At 68.6% G+C, this 20,625-nt stretch carries 18 protein-coding genes; 8 read left to right on the top strand and 10 right to left on the bottom strand.

Annotated features, from left to right (window positions below):
* Positions 1-182 precede the first annotated feature (182 nt).
* Positions 183-875, top strand: coding sequence for a hypothetical protein (locus tag ACLBYG_RS09915; RefSeq protein ID WP_447681361.1), 693 nt, complete (start codon positions 183-185; stop codon positions 873-875).
* A gap of 5 nt (positions 876-880) precedes the next feature.
* On the opposite strand, the gene ACLBYG_RS09910 is transcribed toward ACLBYG_RS09915, so the two are convergent.
* Positions 881-1,159 (bottom strand): hypothetical protein, encoded by a 279-nt coding sequence (locus ACLBYG_RS09910; RefSeq protein WP_012319741.1) that lies wholly within the window; start codon positions 1,157-1,159, stop codon positions 881-883.
* A 471-nt stretch (positions 1,160-1,630) separates the two neighbouring features.
* Here ACLBYG_RS09910 and frc point away from each other — a divergent pair, with 471 nt between their 5' ends.
* Positions 1,631-2,908, top strand: a complete 1,278-nt coding sequence (gene frc, locus ACLBYG_RS09905) for a formyl-CoA transferase (RefSeq protein ID WP_020092016.1) — start codon at positions 1,631-1,633, stop codon at positions 2,906-2,908.
* Between the two features lie 189 nt (positions 2,909-3,097).
* The gene (locus tag ACLBYG_RS09900) at positions 3,098-4,030 is read left to right on the top strand and encodes a methionyl-tRNA formyltransferase (RefSeq protein WP_447681360.1); all 933 of its coding nucleotides are present in this window, start codon (positions 3,098-3,100) and stop codon (positions 4,028-4,030) included.
* Positions 4,031-4,042: 12 nt separating this feature from the next.
* On the opposite strand, the gene ACLBYG_RS09895 is transcribed toward ACLBYG_RS09900, so the two are convergent.
* Positions 4,043-4,714 (bottom strand): class II aldolase/adducin family protein, encoded by a 672-nt coding sequence (locus tag ACLBYG_RS09895; protein WP_447681359.1) that lies wholly within the window; start codon positions 4,712-4,714, stop codon positions 4,043-4,045.
* Positions 4,715-4,827: 113 nt separating this feature from the next.
* Positions 4,828-6,105: an oxalate/formate MFS antiporter gene (oxlT, locus tag ACLBYG_RS09890; RefSeq protein ID WP_020092013.1), complete on the bottom strand. Its 1,278-nt coding sequence runs from the start codon at positions 6,103-6,105 to the stop codon at positions 4,828-4,830.
* A gap of 478 nt (positions 6,106-6,583) precedes the next feature.
* Between oxlT and ACLBYG_RS09885 the strand changes: the two genes are divergently transcribed.
* The 4 genes from ACLBYG_RS09885 (at position 6,584) to ACLBYG_RS09870 (ending at position 9,652) form a co-directional block, all read left to right on the top strand.
* Positions 6,584-7,276 carry a GntR family transcriptional regulator gene (locus ACLBYG_RS09885; protein ID WP_020092012.1) on the top strand — a complete coding sequence of 231 codons (693 nt, stop codon included), beginning with the start codon at positions 6,584-6,586 and terminating at the stop codon, positions 7,274-7,276.
* A gap of 398 nt (positions 7,277-7,674) precedes the next feature.
* Positions 7,675-7,821: a hypothetical protein gene (locus ACLBYG_RS09880; protein WP_447681358.1), complete on the top strand. Its 147-nt coding sequence runs from the start codon at positions 7,675-7,677 to the stop codon at positions 7,819-7,821.
* Positions 7,822-7,930: 109 nt separating this feature from the next.
* Entirely contained in the window at positions 7,931-9,004 is a 1,074-nt protein-coding gene (locus ACLBYG_RS09875; protein WP_331299193.1) for an HD-GYP domain-containing protein, read from the top strand.
* 153 nt (positions 9,005-9,157) lie between these two features.
* A complete protein-coding gene (locus ACLBYG_RS09870) occupies positions 9,158-9,652 on the top strand; it encodes a CAP domain-containing protein (RefSeq protein WP_447681357.1) in 495 nt (164 codons plus the stop codon).
* Positions 9,653-9,664: 12 nt separating this feature from the next.
* Here ACLBYG_RS09870 and recJ read toward each other — a convergent pair whose 3' ends face one another.
* From recJ to ACLBYG_RS09835, 7 genes are all read right to left on the bottom strand, one after another.
* Positions 9,665-11,482: a single-stranded-DNA-specific exonuclease RecJ gene (gene recJ, locus ACLBYG_RS09865; RefSeq protein ID WP_082557928.1), complete on the bottom strand. Its 1,818-nt coding sequence runs from the start codon at positions 11,480-11,482 to the stop codon at positions 9,665-9,667.
* A 131-nt stretch (positions 11,483-11,613) separates the two neighbouring features.
* Positions 11,614-13,011: an NAD(P)(+) transhydrogenase (Re/Si-specific) subunit beta gene (locus tag ACLBYG_RS09860; protein ID WP_020092007.1), complete on the bottom strand. Its 1,398-nt coding sequence runs from the start codon at positions 13,009-13,011 to the stop codon at positions 11,614-11,616.
* A gap of 4 nt (positions 13,012-13,015) precedes the next feature.
* Positions 13,016-13,471 (bottom strand): proton-translocating transhydrogenase family protein, encoded by a 456-nt coding sequence (locus ACLBYG_RS09855; RefSeq protein ID WP_020092006.1) that lies wholly within the window; start codon positions 13,469-13,471, stop codon positions 13,016-13,018.
* Between the two features lie 24 nt (positions 13,472-13,495).
* Positions 13,496-14,725: a Re/Si-specific NAD(P)(+) transhydrogenase subunit alpha gene (locus tag ACLBYG_RS09850; protein ID WP_447681356.1), complete on the bottom strand. Its 1,230-nt coding sequence runs from the start codon at positions 14,723-14,725 to the stop codon at positions 13,496-13,498.
* 207 nt (positions 14,726-14,932) lie between these two features.
* Complete coding sequence (locus ACLBYG_RS09845) at positions 14,933-15,226, bottom strand: aa3-type cytochrome c oxidase subunit IV (RefSeq protein WP_020092004.1); 294 nt, start codon at positions 15,224-15,226, stop codon at positions 14,933-14,935.
* A 122-nt stretch (positions 15,227-15,348) separates the two neighbouring features.
* A complete protein-coding gene (locus tag ACLBYG_RS09840; RefSeq protein ID WP_020092003.1) occupies positions 15,349-16,710 on the bottom strand; it encodes an ABC1 kinase family protein in 1,362 nt (453 codons plus the stop codon).
* A 109-nt stretch (positions 16,711-16,819) separates the two neighbouring features.
* Positions 16,820-18,691 carry a M3 family oligoendopeptidase gene (locus ACLBYG_RS09835; protein ID WP_091676909.1) on the bottom strand — a complete coding sequence of 624 codons (1,872 nt, stop codon included), beginning with the start codon at positions 18,689-18,691 and terminating at the stop codon, positions 16,820-16,822.
* Between the two features lie 250 nt (positions 18,692-18,941).
* Here ACLBYG_RS09835 and ACLBYG_RS09830 point away from each other — a divergent pair, with 250 nt between their 5' ends.
* Entirely contained in the window at positions 18,942-20,426 is a 1,485-nt protein-coding gene (locus tag ACLBYG_RS09830) for a sigma-54-dependent transcriptional regulator (protein ID WP_447681355.1), read from the top strand.
* The last annotated feature ends 199 nt before the right edge of the window (positions 20,427-20,625 follow it).

Below are 20,625 nucleotides of genomic sequence, written 5' to 3'. Positions count from 1 at the left end.
AGAGGCTGGATGACGGCGACGCTGGCATCCCGGCCGGAATGCCTCGGTGGACAGGCGCGTATCGCCGCCGCTGCGCGGCCGAGCCGCGTCGAAAAAAAACGCGTTCGTCACACAGCGACGGTCTCTCCCGGCGGGCGCGCGCGTTCTAGGTTCTGTCGATCGCTCAACGCGAATGCAGGTTCATGAACGGACACGCCGCGGCACCATTTCCGGACGACCTGCGCGAAGCCCTGGCGCAGGCTCTGTACGATTGCGAGCGGACGGACGGGGAGGATCGCGCCGCCTGGACCGACACGGACCTTGAGACCCGGCACCCGGGCCTGCGCGAGCGCTATCGCCGATCCGCCGACGCCCTGGCGGCCGGTCCGCTCGCGGACCTGATGGCCGCCCGCCATGCCGACGAGGAGGAACTGCGGGTGCTGCGCCGGCAGCGGATGTCGCCCGAGCGCGAGCGGGAGCTGCTGGAGGCGAACAACCGCCTCGTCGCCCGCGCCGAGGCCGCCGAGACGGCGCGGCACACCGCGGAGGAAGCGCTCGCGACGCTGCGCCGCGAGCGGGATGTCGCGCGGGAAGCCGAGGCGTTCTGGCAGCAATTCGCCTTCGACGCCGACGATCTCGCGACCCGGCGCCTCATCGAGCAGACCGACGCCCGCGCCGAGGCCGAGCGGCGGGCGATCGAGGAGCGTTGCCGACGGGAACGCGCGGAGGCGGCGCTGCGCCTGTTCGCCGACCGGGCCGACGTCATGCCCAAGGAGGGATGGGCGTCGGAACTAGCGAAGGCCAATCGCGACATCCCGCTCTGGTGGTTCCACGCGGCCCGCGTCGCCCTCGAGCCGCCGGACCTGTCCCGACCGACCGAGGGCGGCGAGGCCTGAACGCCTCAGGCCGCCGCGGGCTGCTTCGCGGGCGTGTCGCGGAACAGAGCCGTACAGCCGGAGCCGCGATGCATGCTCAGGATCGACGCGCGGTCGATCTCCGGGTGCGTCTTAAGCACCTTCTGAACGCAGGCGAGCACCCGCTCGTACTGCGCGGCGTCGTAATTCGGTTCGAGCGGGCTGACGGCGATGTAGGTCTCGACCACCAGGACGCGCTCGGCGCGGTCGTGGGCGACGTCGACGGCGATCCAGGACGACTTGATCAGGCTGGTGCTGGCGAGCATGGGCGTTCCTCGTGCAGCGTTGCATCGTTTCACCCACGGCCGCGGCGCGTTTTTCATCCCGCGGCTGGGGCAATTTTGGCGAAATCATGGACCGCCTGTCGGCGAATGCCAAGGGGTCGCCGCCCCGGACCCCATGCACGCTGTGCAGCGTGTTGAGCGCGAGCCCGCACCGGCTTACGGTCGGCCATCGGCCGCTGCCGGAGGTGTCCACAATAGGCACTCGCATCCGGCAAATGGCATGTGGTATACAAATTGGCGGACTCGTCACCCCGGGTCCGCGTGACGGTGTCGCGATACGACGGGACCGCGCTGTGGGAGGGAGAACAGACATGATCCGTTCGAGGATGGAAGGCCCCTGCCCCGCAGTCGCGGCACGCGCGTCACGGGCCCGTGCAGGCATCGAACCGATATCCCGCGCGGCCTGAGCCGCCCTCCGACATCCCCAAACCGACTCCAGCTCCGAGACCGATCATGACCAAGGCCCTCGAAGGCGTCCGCATCCTGGACTTCACCCACGTTCAATCCGGCCCGACCTGTACGCAGCTCCTGGCTTGGTTCGGCGCCGACGTCATCAAGGTCGAGCGGCCGGGCGCGGGGGACGCCACGCGTCAGCAGCTTCAGGACATCCCGGACGTGGACAGCCTCTATTTCACGATGCTGAACCACAACAAGCGGTCGATCACGCTCGACTCGAAGAACCCGAAGGGCAAGGAGGTCCTCTGGCGGCTGATCAAGGAATGCGACGTCCTGGTCGAGAATTTCGCGCCCGGCGCCCTCGCCCGCATGGGCCTGACCTGGGAGAAGATCCACGAGGTCAACCCGCGGATGATCCTGGCCTCCGTGAAGGGCTTCGGTCCGGGCCGCTACGAGGATTGCAAGGTCTACGAGAACGTCGCGCAGTGCGCCGGCGGCTCCGCGTCGACGACGGGCTTCCGCGACGGAATCCCGATGGTGACGGGCGCGCAGATCGGTGATTCCGGCACCGGCCTGCACCTAGCACTCGGCATCGTCACGGCGCTCTACCACCGGACCCAGAGCGGCCTCGGCCAGAAGGTCGACTGTGCCATGCAGGACGGCGTGCTCAACCTCTGCCGGGTCAAGCTGCGCGACCAGCAGCGTCTCGCGCACGGGCCTCTCAGGGAGTACAGCCAGTTCGGCGAGGGCATCCCGTTCGGCGAGGCGACCCCGCGTGCGGGCAATGATTCCGGTGGCGGCCAGCCGGGCCGGATCCTGCGCTGCAAGGGCTGGGAGCAGGACCCGAACTCCTACATCTACGTCATCACCCAGGCCGCCGTCTGGGAGCCGATCTGCGACATCATCGGTGAGCCGGATTGGAAGACCGATCCGAACTACGCGACCCCGAAGGCCCGCCTGCCGCATCTCAACGAGATCTTCACGCGGATCGAGGCCTGGACGATGAAGGTGTCGAAGTTCGAGGTGATGGACACCCTGAACAAGTACGACATCCCCTGCGGCCCGATCCTGTCGATGAAGGAGATTGCCGAGGACGAGTCCCTGCGGAAGACCGGCACCATCGTGGAGGTCGATCACCCGACCCGCGGCAAGTACCTGACGGTCGGCAACCCCATCAAGCTGTCGGCGAGCCCGAGCGAGGTCACCCGCTCGCCGCTCCTTGGTGAGCACACCGACGAGATCCTGCGCTCCGTGCTCGGCTACTCCGAGGCCGAGGTCGGCGAGATCGCCGAGTCCGGCGCGATCGGCGCGGTCCAGAAGATCGCGGCGGAGTGATCGGTCTCCGGCGATCCGGGGGCGAGATCCCGGATCGCCGATGTTACAATCCGGGGGCGTGCGTGAAGCGCGGCCCCGGATTCCGGGTGACGCCGTTCGACAGCCGGGGCACGGTCGCGCCGCCGAGCCCGCGTTCGGTTTGTTTCTCCCCGGCCCCGCTCAGGGTCCGGATGACACCCAGGAGCCCGCATGCGCATCGCCTTCATCGGTCAACAGGATTTCGGAAAAGCGGTCCTGGAGGCGTTCCTCAAACGAGGCGATGAGGTTGCGGCGGTGTTCTGCGCGCCCGAGAAGCCCGGTGCCAAGCCGGATGTCCTCAAGACGGCGGCCGTCGAGAAGGGGCTGACGGTTTTCCAGTTCCCCAGCCTGAAGAGCCCCGAGGCCGAGGACGCCATGCGCGGCCTGAACGCCGATATCGGCGTCATGGCCTACGTGCTCCAGTTCGCGCCGCAGAGCTTCGTCAACATCCCGAAGCACGGCACCATCCAGTATCATCCGAGCCTGCTGCCGCGTTACCGGGGCCCGTCCTCGATCAACTGGCCGATCGCCCGGGGCGAGTTGCAGACCGGCCTGACGATCTTCCGGCCGACCGACGGCCTCGACGAGGGGCCGGTGATCCTGCAGAAATCCTGCCCGATCGGCGCCGACGCGACCCTGGGCGACGTCTACTTCGACAACCTGTTCCCGATGGGCGTCGAGGCCATGCTCGAGGCGGCCGACCTCGTCGTGGCCGGCCAGCATGTCGAGATCGATCAGGACGAGGACGCCGCGAGCTACGAGGGCTGGTTCCGCGGCGCCGAGGCGGAGATCCACTGGTCGGCCCACGCCGAGCAGATCTACAACCTGATACGCGCGGCGAACCCGGCGCCCGGTGCCTGGACCACGCACGACGGCAAGAAGCTCCAGATCTTCGATTGCAGCCTGCATCGGATCCGCAAGCTCGCCGACGTCGTCGGCAAGCCCGGCGAGGTGATCGCCGTCGACGACGAGGGCTTCAGCGTCTGCGCGCAGGGCGGGCGGCTCGAGATCCGCAAGGTCAAGGCGGAGGGCGGCAAGAAGGTCGCGGCCGCCGAGTACGCCCGGGAGGCCGGGCTGGCGGTCGGTCAGTTTCTCGGGCGCTAGGTCACCCGCGCGTCAGGTCGTCTCCGGCGCGGTCGGCCGCGCCGCATTCAGACCGTAGCCGCGGAAGCGCTCGACCGTCGTGCCGATCTCGTCGTCGGACAGGATGATCGGCGTCCCGATCTGCCGCGCGACGGCGTATTGCTGGCAGAGCGTCTCCAGCTCGACGGCGAGCCACAGGGCCTTCTCCAGGCTCGCCCCGGCCGCGATCATGCCGTGATTGGCCAGGAGGCAGACGTTGCGGTCGACGAGCGCCGCGAGGGCGAGGTCCGAGAGTTCCGCGGTGCCGTAGGGCGCATAGGGCGCGCAGCGTACCGTCGGGCCGCCGAAGGCCGCGATCATGTAGTGGATCGCCGGGATGGCCTCTCCGCAGATCGCGAAGGCGGTGCAGTAGACCGGATGCGCGTGGACCACCGCGTGGAATTCCGGACGGGACGCGAGGATGTCCCGGTGGAAGCGCCATTCCGATGACGGCTTCCGATCCGGCGCGTGGGTGCCGTCGAGACCCATCCGGACCACATCGTCCAGTCCGATCCGATCCGTGGGCACGCCCGACGGGGTGATCAGGAGCCCGTCGCGGAAGCGCACCGAGACATTGCCCGACGTGCCGCGGTTCAGCCCCTGTGCGTCGAGTGCCCGCGCCGCCGCCACGACGCCCTCGCGCGCGATCCGCTCGTCCCTGTCCATGCCCGATCTCCGGAAGGCCCGGTTCCCGGTATGCAGGAAGCCCGGCGCCGTAAAGACGGCGCCGGGCTCATTCGCTTCGGTTCGGCGCCGCGGCGCCGAGCGATCGGGGCCTGCTACTGCGCCAGCACCGGCGCGAGGCCCGCCTCGGGCTTCTTGGTGTAGGCGGCGCGCATCGGCTTGAGGACGAACAGCGCCAGCAGGGCCGCGAGGATGTTGAGGGCCGCGGCCGCGAGGAACACCGTGTGCCAGCTTCCGGTCATGGTCGTGAGCACGCTGGTGTAGGGAACGATCAGCGCCGCGGTGCCCTTGGCCGTGTAGAGCAGCCCGGCATTGGTCGCCGCGTACTTCGAGCCGAACGTGTCGCCGCAGGTCGCCGGGAACAGCGAGTAGATCTCGCCCCACGCGAAGAACACGAGACCGGTCAGCAGCACGAAGGCGATCGGGTTCTGGCCGAACTGGCTCAGCGCGTAGATGCCCAGGCCCTCGATCGCGAAGGATAGGAACATCGTGTTCTCGCGGCCGATATGGTCGGAGACCCAGCCGAAGAACGGGCGCGTCACGCCGTTGAGAACCCGGTCGAGCGTGGCCGCGAAGGTCAGCGCCGGCAGCGTAATCCCCAGGAGCGAGACCGGGACGTCGGCGATCTTGAAGTCCTTGGCGATCGGGCCGAGCTGCGCGGTGGCCATCAGGCCGCCGGCGGCCATCATGACGAACATCGCGTACATGACCCAGAAGATCGGGGTGCGGACCATCTCGGAGGGCTTGTAATCCCGCTTCGACTGGCTGACCCGGGCGACTTCCGGAACCTGGCCCTTGGCCGGCGCGCGCAGGAACAGGGCGATCAGCATGACGATCACGCCTTGCCCGATCCCGAAGTAGAAGAAGGCCGCCTCGTAGCCCTGGGACTTGATCATCGCCTGGATCGGCACGACCGTGAGTGCCGAACCCGCGCCGAAGCCCATGGCGGTGATGCCGGCGGCCAGGCCGCGGCGGTCGGGGAACCACTTCAGCGAGTTGCCCACGCAGGTCCCGTAAACCGCGCCTGCACCGGTGCCGCCGATCGCGGCCGCGATATAAAGCACGGTGAGCGAGTCCGCGTAGGAATTGATCACCCACGCGACGGCGCAGAGCAGGCCGCCGAACAGCGTGACGATGCGCGGACCGTACTTATCCACGAACCAGCCCTCGATCGGGACCAGCCACGTCTCGGTGACGACGAACAGCGTGAACGCCACCTGGATCGCCGCGCGATCCCAGCCGTGCCGCTCCTGCATCGGGCTCACGAAGAAGGTCCAGCCGTACTGCATGTTTGCAATCATGCACATGCAGACGACGCCGAAGGCGAGTTGCAGCCAGCGGCCGCGCCCAACCGGTTTGACGATCTCGGACATACCGTTCCCTCTTGGCAGTATTCTTGTCGGCGTTCGCGCTCGAGCCGGGCTTATGCCCTGCCACGGCGCAGCTTGTCAGAACAACGTGATCGGAATTCTTCGAAAAATTCTTGGCCCGCAGGCAAATAATCTCTGCAGTACAGCAGCATCCGTCGCCGAGTCGGCCTTGATGTCCGATGGTCGACGGTATGCCAGCAAAATGGTGCTGATTTAATCCCGGGGTGTCAATCAAACCTGCAAAAAAACACAGGTTCGCGACCGGGGATTAAATCGCCTTCCCGAACGTATCTCGCTAGGCGACGGGTGATGGCCGCGCCGCGGCCAATTTTTCAGGTGCCGAGCGCCGGCAATGGTCACAGGTCTGTGGGACCGCTCCGCGATCGACTAGGATCTCGCAAAGGTTTGGGTTAGGTCGTTTGAGAGCGCACGACAGAGAATGCGTGCGAGACATCATGCGTGTGAGCTGACTGGACGAGGGATGTCGAATTCCGAACCGCTGAGCGTGAAGCCCATCGTCGCCAGCTCCAGTCTCCGGACATTGGCCTACGAGGCGCTCAAGACGGCCATCACCAACATGGACATCTACGGGCGTCCGGACGAGGTGCGACTCGACGAGCGCAAGCTGTCGCAGGATCTCGGTGTCAGCCGCACCCCGGTGCGGGAGGCCCTGACGGTTCTCGAGCAGGAAGGCTTCGTCCGCTCCGAGGCCCGGCGCGGCGTCTTCGTGATCAAGAAGAACAAGCGCGAGATCGTCAGCATGATCCACGCCTGGACGGCGCTGGAGAGCATGGCGGCACGACTCGCCTGCGCGCGCGCCACCGACGGCCAGCTCCGCTCGCTGCGCGAATCCTTCCCCGAGTTCTTCGAGGGCCAACCGTCCGAACACATGGACGAGTATTCGGACGCGAACATCCGATTTCATCAGCGGATCATCGCGCTGGGTCACTGCGAGGCGATCGCCGATCTGACCAGCAATTTGCTCATGCACGTTCGCGGCATCCGCAGCACCGCGCTCCGGCAAGGCGATCGGGCGGAGCGCTCCATCCGGGAGCACGTCGCCATCATCTCGGCGCTCGAAGCCCGTGATGCCGATCTCGCCGAGAGACTCGTGCGCGAGCACGGTCTGGGTCTCGCGCAGCACGTCGACACCTACGGCGATTATCTGGATTGAGCGACCGTTCACTCCTCGCCTCACGGATCGTCCGGCCCGGACGGCACCTCGTGCCTGTGCGGCATGATGATGGGCCGAGGGCGCGAGCGGCGCTCGGGGGGAACCCTCCATCGCCGCGCCGGCTATCACGCGAGCTCAGCACGCGCCTGAATATAAATCGCGCGCAAGCGTTGATGCACTGCAGAACATGTTCGGCGAGGCCACGACCTTTCAAAGCTGATCAGTTGTGCATTTTTATGCATGACTGGGCAACAATCCGAACTTGGTGGGCTCGATCTGCGCGCCCCATGCATGTTCGACATAATCGGTATTCGTAATCTGGCATACCAAGTTGCGCAGCAGCATGGCACGCATTGCGTCGCAACATGAGGCGGTTTCAGACCGCGCCGGAGAATCCGATGATCGCCAGCTTCCTCGTCATCTTTGTCGCCTTCGCCGCCTGCCAGGCGCTGCTCACCGTCAAGTTCGCGGACTTCCTCTCCGCCGACCGTGCCCGGACTACTGTCGAGCCGACTGCCGACGTCGCGAACGCCAAGCTCGCCTGAAGTCAGAGTTGGATCCGCGATACCAGAGAGTGCGTAGGGGTAACGCTTTCCTCAAATTTTACGCGTAGGGTGAACCGATCGTTGACCGTGCGGGCGAGGAGCTACCGCGTTGGCCCTCGGCGCAGCCTCGGTTTTCTCGGACGGCCCCTTCGTCCTCCTCGTATCGGACCGCCCGTCCGAACGGTCGGCCCTTGAGCGTGCCATCGCGCTCGTGATGAACTGCTGGGCGATCCCGCCCGGCGCGCCGCTACCGTCAGGCCGCCCGCACCTCGTCATCCTCGACCTGCCGCCGGCCCAGACGGCCAGAGTGCAGTCGACCCTCCCCCACCACGGACCGCCGGTTCCGCGCCTCGTCCTCGTGCGCGGCGAACCCATGCCGGCTACCCGCTATCTGCGTCAGCTGCCGGCCGCCTCGCCCCGGCAACTCGTTCTGGCGAACGTCTTCGCCATGATCGAGGAGGCGACGCGGTCCGCAGAGCTGCGGCAGCGCCGGCTCCTGGAGCGCGTCTCGGGCGCGACCGCCGTCGTCGCCGAGATCTTCGACAGCGCCGCCCTCGGGGCCCGGCTGCAGCGCGCCGACGCGGATCGCGGGACCGAGCTCGTTCTGGCGGCCATCTCCGAGGTCGGGATCTCCGAGTGGCTCGCCGAGGTCTGGCGCCACGAGATCGGCGTCTATCAGCACACCCTCGGCGTCGCGGGCCATGCCGCCACGTTCGGCTCGCAGATCGGGCTCGGTCAGACCGATCTCGCGCTGCTGGTGCGGTCGGCGCTCCTGCACGACATCGGCAAGGCGCGCATCCCCGTGGAGATCCTCAACAAGCCGGGGCCGCTCAACGCCGAGGAATTGCGGCTGATGCAGCGCCATCCCGACATCGGCGCCGATCTGCTCCGGGCGCACGGCGATTTCGAGGACGCGGTGATCGACGTGGTCCGCCACCACCACGAGCGTCTGGACGGGAAAGGATATCCCGATCGGCTGTCCGGCCCCGCGATCTCCGACCTCGTGCGGATCGTGACGATCTGCGACGTGTTCTCCGCGCTGACCGAGCGGCGGACCTATCGGCAGCCCGCCTCGCCCGCCGAGGCGCTGTCGATCATGACCGACAGCGCCGGGCATCTGGATCCGGATCTCCTGCGGGCCTTCGCGCCCTCCATGCTCAAAGGCAGCGCTCTGGCGGCCTGAATCCGCAGCGTGAATTCGCGGCCTGATCCGCGGCCGGGCGTGGCTCTGGCGCCACGCCGGTCGGCGGGATCCTGCCGGCTCGCCGCGCGCCGCGCTTTCGCCGCAACCGCGCCGGAGGGAAGCGATCCCGTCTCACGCAACGCCGTTCGGACCGTGCCCAAACTCAGTCGCGCCATCGCCGCCGCCTTCCTGCTGGCCCTCGCCGGGTGCGGCGGTCTCTCGGTCCTGCCCGAGTCCTCTGTCGAGAACGCGACGCACACCGCCGTGCTCGACGAGGTCGCGGCCGCCGCGGCGATCTCGGCCTACCGGGTCCAGCACGGCCTGAGCCCGGTCGTGGTCGACCCGGCTCTCGTGAAGGCGGCCGCCTTCCAGGCCGGTAACAACGCCCGGCGCGGCCAGCTCAGCCACGACGTCGGCGGCAGCTTCACCTCGCGCATGGCGTCGGCCGGTCTCGCGAGATCCTGGGCGGCCGAGAATCTCAGCGCCGGCTCCGAGACCCTGGAACAGGTGCTCGCCCGCTGGAAGGCGAGCCCCGAGCACAACAAGAACATGCTGCTCCCGCAGATCCGCAGGATCGGGATCGCCCGGGTCGATGCACCCACGACGCGGTACAAGCGCTTCTGGGCGCTCGTGATGGCCGGGACCTGACGCCGGGGCGTCTCAGGGTTCGGACGGCGCGAGATCGACGATCCGGAGCTGGGCCCGCTCGGCGCCGCGCCAGCGGTCGCAGGACAGGGTCCCGGCCACGTGCATCTCCCGGCCGATCCCGTTCAGGAGGGCGAGGCCGAGCGGCCGTTCGGCCGCGCGGAAGCAGATCGCCCCGACCACCTGACCGTCGCGGCTGCGCAGTCGCGCCCTGACATGGTTCGAGCCGACCACGCCGGCATCGACGAGGCGATGCCGGCCCAGCGCGAAGAGCGGCTCGGGCGCGCCCTGGCCGAACGGGCCGGCCTGCTGCAGCAGCCGGACCGTCTCCGCGGTGGCGCCGCCGGCGCTGAGGCCGCCGTCGATCAGCAGGGCGTCGGCCGCGCGGGCCACCGCGACGCTCGCCCCGAGCAGCATCGCCAGGTGCGCCTCGAAGCGCGGGATGTCGTCGGCCCGCACGGTGACGCCGGCCGCCATGGCGTGGCCGCCGCCCTTGCTGGCGAGCCGGGCCTCGACGCAGGCGCGGACCGCGAGCCCGAGATCCGCGCCCGGGATCGAGCGCCCAGAGCCCGTGGCGGTGCCGTCCGGGCGGATCGCGAACGCGAAGGCCGGGCGGTTGAAGCGCTCCTTCAACCGCGAGGCGATGAGGCCGACGATGCCGGGGTGCCACTCGGCGCTGGCGGTCACCAGCACGGTGCGGGCCGGATCCAGCGTCAGCGCCCGGTCCATCTCGGCCTCGGCCTCCTGGACGGCCTGCGCCTCGATCGCCTGGCGCTCGCGGTTCAGCCGATCGAGGTCGGCGGCGATCCGGGCCGCCTCGCTCGGGTCCGCCGTGGTCAGCAGGCGGGCGCCCAGTGCCGAATCGCCGATGCGGCCCCCGGCATTGATGCGCGGCCCGAGGACGAAGCCGAGGTGCCAGGCTTCCGGCGGCTCGCCGAGCGAGGCGGCGTCCAGCAGCGCTGCGAGCCCGGTGCGGCCGCGATGGCGCATCACCGTGAGGCCCTGGGTCACGAAGGCCCGGTTGAGGCCCGTGAGGGGCACGACGTCGGCAACGGTCGCCAGGGCGACGAGATCGAGGGCGTCGGTGAGCTGCGGTTCGGGACGATGGCCGCCGAAGAAGCCGTCCTGCCGCAGGGCGCGGTTCAGCGCGACCAGGGTCAGGAACACGATGCCGGCGGCGCAGAGATGGCCGAGGCCCGAGAGGTCGTCGAGGCGATTCGGGTTGACCACGGCGCGGGCCGGCGGGAGCACCTCGGAGGCCGCGTGGTGGTCGAGGACGATGACGTCCAGGCCGGATTTCTCGGCCTCCTCCAGGGGCGCGTGGCCGCTCGTCCCGCAATCGACGCAGACGAGGAGCGTCGCGCCCTCGGCCGCGAGCGCGGTGATCGCCGCGATGTTGGGTCCGTAGCCCTCGGTGATCCGGTCGGGAATGTGGATCGGCGCGCGCAAACCCAGCTCGCGGAGGTATCCGGCGAGCAGGGCCGCGCTCGCGGCGCCGTCGACGTCGTAATCGCCGAAAACCGCCACGGTCTCCCCGCGCTTCACCGCCCGAACGAGTCGGCGGACGGCCGCCTCCATGTCGAGCAGAGTGTCCGGATCCGGCATCAGGTCCCGCAGGCGCGGCGCGAGGTGGCGGGGCGCCGCCTCCGGTACGATCCCGCGTCCCGCGAGCACCCGGGCCAGCAGTTCCGGCAGGCCGTGGGCCTGGACCATCTTAGCGATGTGATTCTGGACGGCCGCGCCGCCGCAGCGCTCCTGCCAGCGCCGGCCGGTCACGGAGGCGGCCACACCCAGGAAGGGCGGCAATTCGGCGAGGAGCGGAGCGGACGACACGGGCGCCACCCTACACCGGCCGGCGCGAGGAATCTTGCGCCCCGCCGCAACAGCGACGGTGAACCCGATCGCCACAACGAGAAAGGGCGGGCATCGCTGCCCGCCCCTCGACGCTGCCGGAGACCTGAGTCTCAGAGCGACTTCAGCACGCTGTCCACGACCTTCTTGGCGTCGCCGAACAGCATCATGGTGTTGTCGCGGAAGAACACCTCGTTCTCGACACCCGCGTAGCCGGAGCCCATGCCGCGCTTGATGAACAGCACGGTCTTGGCCTTCTCCACGTCGAGGATCGGCATGCCGTAGATCGGCGAGGCCTTGTCGGTCTTGGCGGCCGGGTTGGTGACGTCGTTGGCGCCGATCACGAAGGCGACGTCCGCCTGCGGGAACTCGCCGTTGATGTCCTCCAGTTCGAAGACCTCGTCGTAGGGCACGTTGGCCTCGGCGAGCAGCACGTTCATGTGGCCCGGCATGCGGCCCGCCACCGGGTGGATGGCGTACTTCACGTCGACGCCCTCCTTCTTCAGCATGTCGGCCATCTCGCGCAGGGAGTGCTGCGCCTGGGCGACCGCCATGCCGTAGCCCGGGACGATGATGACCCGCTCGGCGTTCTTCATGATGTAGGCCGCGTCGTCGGCCGAACCCTGCTTCACGGGCCGGGTCTCGACCTGGCCGGTGCCGGCCGCGGCGGTGTCGCCACCGAAGCCGCCGAGGATCACCGAGATGAACGACCGGTTCATCGCGTGGCACATGATGTAGGACAGGATCGCGCCCGAGGAGCCGACCAGCGAGCCGGTGATGATCAGCGCGAGGTTGCCCAGGGTGAAGCCGATGCCGGCCGCCGCCCAGCCCGAGTACGAGTTGAGCATCGACACGACCACCGGCATGTCGGCGCCGCCGATCGGGATGATGATCAAGCCGCCGAGCACCAGCGAGGCGATGACGATCAGCCAGAAGATCGCCTTCGACTCGGTACCGATGAACAGGGCGATCAGCAGCACGAGGCCGGCGGCCAGCAGCGCGTTGATGAGGTGGCGCTGAGGCAGCATGATCGGCTTGCCGGACATGCGCCCGTCGAGCTTGGCGAAGGCGATCACCGAGCCGGTGAAGGTGATGGCGCCGATGGCCACGCCGAGCCCCATCTCGAACAGCGACTGCTTGTGGAAGTGCCCGTTCTCGATGATGCCGAATGCCTGCGGTGCGTAGAGGGCGCCCGCGGCCACGAAGACGGCTGCGAGGCCGACCAGCGAGTGGAAGGCCGCCACGAGCTGCGGCATCGCGGTCATCGGCACGCGCTTGGCGATCACCGCGCCGGCGCCGCCGCCGAGCCCTAAGCCCAGCAGGACGAGGATCCAGGCGCCGGCACCCGCCGGCGGGTGGCCGACCAGCGTGGTCAGGATGGCGAGCCCCATGCCGACCATGCCGTACAGGTTGCCCTGCCGGGAGGTCGTGGGGTGCGAGAGCCCCCGCAGCGCCATGATGAACAGGACGCCGGCGACGATATAGAGAAGGGAGGAGACGTTCTCTGACACCGGCTCAGCCCTTCTTCTTGTACATGCCGAGCATGCGCTGCGTGACGAGGAAGCCGCCGAAGATGTTCACGCTGGCGAGCACGATGCCGATGAAGCCGAAGAACCGGGCGAGGCCCGTGCCCTTCTCGATCAGCGGAACGCCGACCGCCAGGATCGCGCCGACGATGATCACCGACGAGATCGCGTTGGTCACCGACATGAGCGGGGTGTGCAGGGCCGGGGTCACCGACCAGACCACGTAGTAGCCGACGAAGATCGCCAGCACGAAGATCGCGAGCCGGAACACGGTCGGATCGACCGCGCCGCCGGTGGCGGCGCTGAGCCCGTGGCCCATGCCGTCGGCGATGACCTGCGCCTGGTCGGCGGCGTTGCGCGCCACCGCGGCCGCCGCGCGCGCGGCGTCGGCCAGCACGCGAGCCTGATCGGCCGCCTGATCGGGAGGGACGATGACGTTTGCCATTCTGCTACTCCTCTCGGCCAGGCTTCACTGCGCGCCCGCCGGGGTGGCCGCACCGGACGCCTTGCTGGCCTCCGACTTGGCCAGCCCCACGGAGGCGGCTTCCGAGGCTGCGCCATCGATCTTGGGCTGGAAGGATGCGTGGACGACCGAGCCGTCTCGGGTGAGGTTCGTGGCCTTCACCAGCTCGTCGTCCCAGTTGATGGCCAGCGCTTTCGACTCCTTGTCGATCAGGGTCTCGACGAAGGCGTAGAGGTTGCGCGCGTAGAGGCTCGACGAGGTGGCGGCGAGCCGCCCCGGCACGTTGACATGGCCGACGATCTTCACGCCGCGATCGTTCGTGACGACCTCACCGGCCTTGGCGCCGGCGACGTTGCCACCGCGCTCCACCGCGAGATCGACGAGGACCGAACCCGGCTTCATCGACGCCACCATCTCCTCTGAGACCAGCTTCGGCGCCGGCCGGCCCGGGATCAGCGCGGTGGTGATGACGATGTCCTGCTTGGCGATGTGGCCCTTGACCAGCTCCGCCTGCTTCTTCTGGTACTCGGCCGACATCTCCTTGGCGTAACCGCCGGCCGTCTCGGCCTGCTTGAATTCGTCGTCCTCGACGGCGACGAATTTGGCGCCGAGCGATTCGACCTGCTCCTTGGTGGCGGGCCGGACGTCGGTGGCGGTGACGACCGCGCCGAGCCGGCGGGCTGTCGCGATGGCCTGGAGGCCGGCCACGCCGACGCCCATGACGAAGACGCGGGCGGCCGGCACGGTGCCGGCGGCGGTCATCATCATCGGCATGGCCCGCCCGTACTCGGCGGCGCCATCGACGACCGCGCGGTAGCCGGCGAGATTCGCCTGCGAGGACAGGACGTCCATCACCTGCGCGCGGGTGATGCGGGGCATCAGCTCCATGGCGAAGCCGTCGATCCCGGCCTCGGCCATCGCCTTGAGGGCGCCCTCGTTGCCGTAGGGGTCCATGATCGCGATCACGGTGGCACCGCGCTTCAGCTGCGGCAGCTCCTCAGCACTCGGGCGCCGGACCTTGAGCACGAGGTCGGCGTCCCCGGCAGCATCGGCGGCGCTCCCAGCGATGCTGGCGCCGGCGGCCTCGTACTCGGAGTCCAGGATTCCGGCCTTCTGACCGGCTCCGGACTGCACCACCACGTCGGCACCGAGAGTCTTGAACTTCTTGACGGTCTCAGGAACCGCGGCGACGCGCGGCTCCGCGGAGTCCGTCTCGGACAGCACAGCAATGCGCATGCGAGGGTTCCCCTGGAAAAGCTCGGCCTTTCGAATGCGCGAACCGGCGCAGCTTTTCGAGAGGCGGATCTACGATACCGCGATGGATGCGGCCGGAATGTAACTTGCGCCCAATTTAATTGCCAACAATGTGTCAGCGTCCCGCTCGGCGAACGCGAGCGGGTTCGTCATCCGCGGCGACGCTCGACGCCGCCGCCCACGGCCCACTCAGGCGAAGAACAGGTAGAGGACGAGGAGAATGCCGACGACCAGCGGGGCCTTCCACCCCACGGCCGGCGCGAGGGCGCCCACCGCGCCCGCGGCTCCGGAGGCGATCACGCCCACGATGGCCAGAAGCCACGCCTCGCGGATCCCGCCGATGGCGAGGGCCAGCACCCAGCAGATGACGACGCCAGTGGCGATTTCGACGAACCGGACAAATCCGCGATAGGTCTGCTCGTGCGTCGTCGCGTCCATCGCCGGGCTGTAGGTGTGCCCGGCCACCGTGTCACTCTCGGCCATCGTGCGCTCGTTTCCCTAAGACGCGACTTCTTGCGGTCGCGGTCGGATGTAGCTCAAGCGTTTACCTGCCGCAATCGGACGCACGCAAGTTGATCGCTCTCCCGGTGGATCTTCGCGTCGAATCAGGCCGGTTTCGGCAGACCGGCTTCGGTGAGTGCCCGGCCCTGGCGTTTCGTGAGTTCGTCCAGCGAGAAATGCTCGATCTCGGCCTCGAACAACCGGTGGTAGTTGAGCTCAGATCTGAGGTGGAGGAACACGGCGCCCAGCCCTACGGCCGCGCGATCCATGAAGACGAATTCCTGCGGGACAGTCACGGGCCCGCGCTCCTTCAGGGCCTGATGGACCTGGAAGGCCTGTCGGCGACCGTACTCCCCCGGCTTCACGCCGTCGGCGACGGTGCGGGTACGGTCTTCGAGCAGCGGCCCGTAGATGAAGCGGGCCCAGATGTTCAGGATCTCTATCTTCTCCTTGTCGAGATCCTTGAATCCCCAGACCTCGTAGGCGTGGACGATGCGGGCATCGTCGTTCTCCAACAGGCCGCGGTAGAGATCCACGACGCCGCCGACGAAGCGCGGATGGAAGATCCGGACGCAGCCGTAGTCCAGCAGGTTAATTCCCGCGGCCTCGCCGGCGTCCGAGAACACGGTGTAATTGCCCAGATGCGGGTCGCCGTGGATCACCGCTGCCCGGCTGAACGGGTGCCACCACGCCTTGAACATCGCCTGGGCGATCCGGTTGCGCACCTCGACCGGCTCGTCGGCGAAGCCCAGGATCTTGTCACCGTCGAGCCAGCCGAGCGTGAGCAGACGCTTCGTCGAGAGCTCCGGAAAGACGCGCGGCACGCGCACCGCCGCGATGTCCTTCAGCACGGCCCCGTAGAGCGCCGCGTGCTTGGCCTCGCGCTCGTAGTCGAGCTCCTCGCGCACCCGGGCGCCGATCTCCTTCGCGATCTCGCGCGTGTCGAGCCACGTGTTCATCCGGCGGTGAAGCGCGAACGCGACCTCCAGCTGCTTCAGGTCGGCCTCCACGGCCGACTGCATGTCCGGGTACTGGAGCTTGCAGGCGAGCCGTTCGCCGTCCTTGGTGGTCGCGCGATGGACTTGGCCCAGCGAGGCCGCCGCCGCGGGTTTGAGGTCGAAGCTGCCGAAGCGCTCCTGCCAGCCGGCGCCGAGCTCCGACTGCATCCGGCGCCGGACGAAGGCCGCGCCCATCGGCGGGGCGTCCGCCTGAAGCTTCTGCAGCTCGGTCGCGTATTCGGGCGGGAGCAGGTCCGGAACGGTGGCCAGCAGCTGGGCCACCTTCATGATCGGGCCCTTCAGGCCGCCCAGCGCCTGCGCCAGGGCGGCGGCGTTGGTGGTGCCCTCCTTTCCGAACAGACGTGCCACCGCCATCCGGGCGGCGACGCCGCCGACGTTGGCGCCCACGCTGGCGTAGCGCCCGGCGCGGGCGGAGAAGCGGTTGGCTTCGCGGTCGGTCTCGGCCATCACTCGATCTGCTTGTCTGACGATGATGCGCAGATAAGCCGCCCCCGGCCGCGAACCAGGGGCGTGGGTCCCTGCGCCGCGGGGGGCGACGGGGTCCGCGGCGCTCGGCTCAGGCCTGTCCTTCCATGCTCTCGAGCTCGACGATCATGCTCTCGATCATGCCGAGCCCGATCTGCCAGAAGCCCGGGTCCTTGGCGTCGAGGCCGAAGGGCGCGAGCAGCTCGCCGTATGGCTTCGAGCCCCCGGCCGCGAGCAACGCGAAGTAGCGGTCCACGAAGCCGTCCTCCGCCCGGGCGTAGACGCCGTAGAGCGAGTTCACCAGGCAGTCGCCGAATGCGTACGCGTAGACGTAGAACGGCGAGTGGATGAAGTGCGGGATGTAGGCCCAGAACGGCTCGTAGCCGGAATCCAGCGTGATGGCCGGACCGAGCGATTCTGCCTGGACGGACAGCCACAGCGCGTTGATCTGATCAGTGGTCAGCTCGCCCTTGGCGCGGGCGAGATGGACCTTCCGCTCGAACGAGTAGAAGGCGATCTGGCGCACCACCGTGTTGATCATGTCCTCGACCTTGGCGGCGAGCATGGCCCGGCGCTGGGTCGTGTCCGTGGTCGCGGCGAGGAGCCGACGGAAGGTCAGCATCTCGCCGAAGACGCTCGCCGTCTCGGCCAGCGTCAGGGGCGTCGGCGCCATGAGGGCGCCGTTCGGCCCGGCGAGCACCTGGTGGACGCCGTGGCCCAACTCGTGCGCCAGCGTCATCACGTCCCGCGGCTTGCCCTGGTAGTTGACCAGCACATAGGGGTGGACGGAGGGCACGGTCGGATGCGCGAAGGCGCCCGGCGCCTTGCCGGGACGGGTCGGTGCGTCGATCCAGCGCTCGTCGAAGAAGCGCCGCGCGATCCCCGCCATCTTCGGCGAGAAGGCGTCGTAGGCGGACAGCACCGTGTCGCGGGCCTCCGTCCACGGGATCGTGCGCTGCTCGACGCGGGGCAGCGGCGCGTTGCGGTCCCAGTAGGGCAGCGCCTCCTGCCCGAACCACTTCGCCTTGAGCGTGTAGTAGCGGTGGGACAGGCGGGGATAGGCCGCCCGCACGGCGTCGACGAGGGCTTCCACCACCTCGGGCTCGACCCGGTTCGACAGGTGGCGCGCGTCTGCGACGTCCTTGAACCCGCGCCAGCGGTCGCTGATCTCCTTGTCCTTCGCCAGCGTGTTGGTGATGAGCGTGAACACCCGCAGCTGACCGCGCAGGACCGCGCTGATCGCGCCGGCCGCCTCCTTGCGGACCGCGCCGTCCGGATCCTGAAGCTTGTTGAGCGTCGGCTCCAGCGGCATCTCCTCGCCCTGCACGGTGAAGCGCAGCGCGGCGATCGTTTCGTTGAACAGCCGGTCCCAGGCGGCGTTCGACGTGACCGACTTCTCGAGGAACAGCTTCTCGGTGCGATCGTCGAGCTGGTGCGGCTTCTCCCGCCGCAGGTCCTCGATCCACGGGGCGTAGTGGGCGAGCGGCCCTTCGGCCATCGCGGCGTTCATGGCCGTATCGTCGACGCGGTTCAGCTCCAGGGCGAAGAAGAGGAGATCCGCCGAGGCGCTGGTCAGCCGCTCGCGGGTGTCGCCGTAGAACTTGGCGCGCGCCTCGTCGGTGGTGTCGCCGGAATAGACGAGACCCGCGAAGGACATGAGCTTGCCCAGCAGGTCCTCGATGCCCTCGTAGGCGCGCACCGCCTCGGCCAGCCGCGCGGACGCGTCCGGGCCTGCGGCGAGCTCCGCGATCCGGCCGGCGTAGGTCTCGGAGAAGCGGCGGCACTCCTCCTCAGCGCGGGTCATGTCGCCGGAGAAGTTCGGATCATCAAGGCCGGAATAGAGATCCGTGAGGTCCCATTCCGGAAGATGGCCGAGGTCGGCAGCCTTCGCAGCGGCGCGCGCAGCACTCACGCCCTCCGGCAGGCGGACAGTCACCGGCGAGGCGGTGTGGCTCGGCATCATGGTGTGCAATCCTCTCCAAGGGCCCCGGCCCCGTACCCTGATATCGAGCGCGCCGCCACGCGTTCAACGCGGAGGGACAGTCGGACCGGCGCGCGATCGGTGACGACGCGGCGCAAACGTCGTTAAGCGGCACTTTACGACTGTCGGTCACCCTACGGCTCGAAACGAAACAGTCGCCGAATCGGAAGGCCGCGACCGGGTCGAGCCCGCGTCGCGTGTCCGGCCTTCGCGCGCCGTTCAGGGAGCCGCCATGTCCGCCACCGTGCTCATCGTGGATGACGATCCGGTCCAGCGGCGCCTGGCCGAGGCGGCCGTGCGCCGTTTCGGCTTCGAGGCGCGGATCGCCGAGACCGGTGCGGACGCGCTGACCCTGCTGCGATCCGAGGGTGCGGATGTCGTGCTCCTCGACCTCGTGATGCCGGGGCTCGACGGGCTCGGTGTCCTGGCCGAGATGCGCAAGAGCGGCCTCGCCACGCCGGTCATCGTCCAGACCTCCAACGGCTCCATCGACACGGTGGTCAGCGCCATGCGGGCCGGCGCCGTGGATTTCGTGGTCAAACCGGCGGGCGCGGAGCGGCTCCAGGTTTCGATCAAGAATGCCCTGCGGGTCGACACGCTCGAGGAGGAGGTGCGCCGCATGCGCCGCCGCGCCTCCGGGGCGCTCACCTTCAAGGATCTCACCTCGAAGAGCCCCGACATGGAGCGGGTGATCCGCCTCGCAGAGCGGGCGGCGAAGTCGAACATCCCCGTTCTGATCGAGGGCGAGTCCGGCGTCGGCAAGGAGGTCCTGGCCCGGGCGATCCAGGGGTCCGGCGACCGGCGCGGCAAGCCGTTCGTGACCGTCAATTGCGGGGCGATCCCGGAGAACTTGGTGGAATCCACCCTGTTCGGCCACGAGAAGGGGGCGTTCACCGGCGCCACCGAGAAGCACGCCGGCAAGTTTGTCGAGGCCTCGGGCGGGACCCTGTTCCTGGACGAGATCGGCGAGTTGCCCCTCGACGCGCAGGTGAAGCTGCTCCGGGCCCTCCAGGAGGGCGAGGTCGATCCCGTCGGCGGCAAGCGCTCGGTGCGGGTGGACATCCGGCTCGTCTCGGCGACGAACCGGTCGCTGCTCGACCTCGTGAAGCAGGGTAAGTTCCGCGAGGATCTCTACTACCGCCTGAACGTCTTCCCGATGACGCTGCCGCCCCTGCGGGCGCGCCGCGAGGACATCCCGGACCTCATCCGCTCGTTCTGCGCGCGGTTCTCGGCCGAGGAAGGCAAGCGCGTTCGGGCGATCAGCCCGGAGGCCATGGCCCTGCTCACGCGCTATCCCTGGCCGGGCAACGTCCGGCAGCTGGAGAACGCCCTGTTCCGCGCCGTCGTGCTGGCGGACGGCGACGAGCTGACGGTCTCCGAATTCCCCCAGATCGCCGCGCAGGTCGAGGGCTTCGACGTGCGGATCCCGGCAGCGCCGGTCCAGCCGCAGATGCCGGCCTACGCCCCCGAACCGGTGCGGGAGATCGTCCGCGTCGAGGTCCGCGACCCGCACGCCATGTCGCTCGTCGCCGAGGAGACCGGCGAGATGAAACCGATGGACGTCCTGGAGGCGGAGATTATCCGCTTCGCGCTCCAGTTCTACCGGCAGCGGATGTCCGAGGTCTCGCGCCGCCTCGGCATCGGACGCTCCACCCTCTACCGCAAGCTCAAGGATCTGGGGCTGGAGGAGGACGATAAAACCGAGGACGCGGCCTGATCGAGCGCGGCGTGCGCTAGCGCACCGTGCGCATTCGTTTCGGCCACGGTCGCTGAAATTCTCGGCCCTGCTGCGTCGCGCCGGCAGATGATTGAGCGGATCGTAAGCTGAGCAGCATTAGAAATGACACATTCATCTGCAGGACCGAGCCTCTATTCGCGATAACTGCGGTTGCTCAAAGCCACGCTTGCGCGGATAA

It is taken from the genome of Methylobacterium sp. D53M (assembly GCF_053345625.1).
This window is presented reverse-complemented; position numbering and strand designations above follow the sequence as displayed.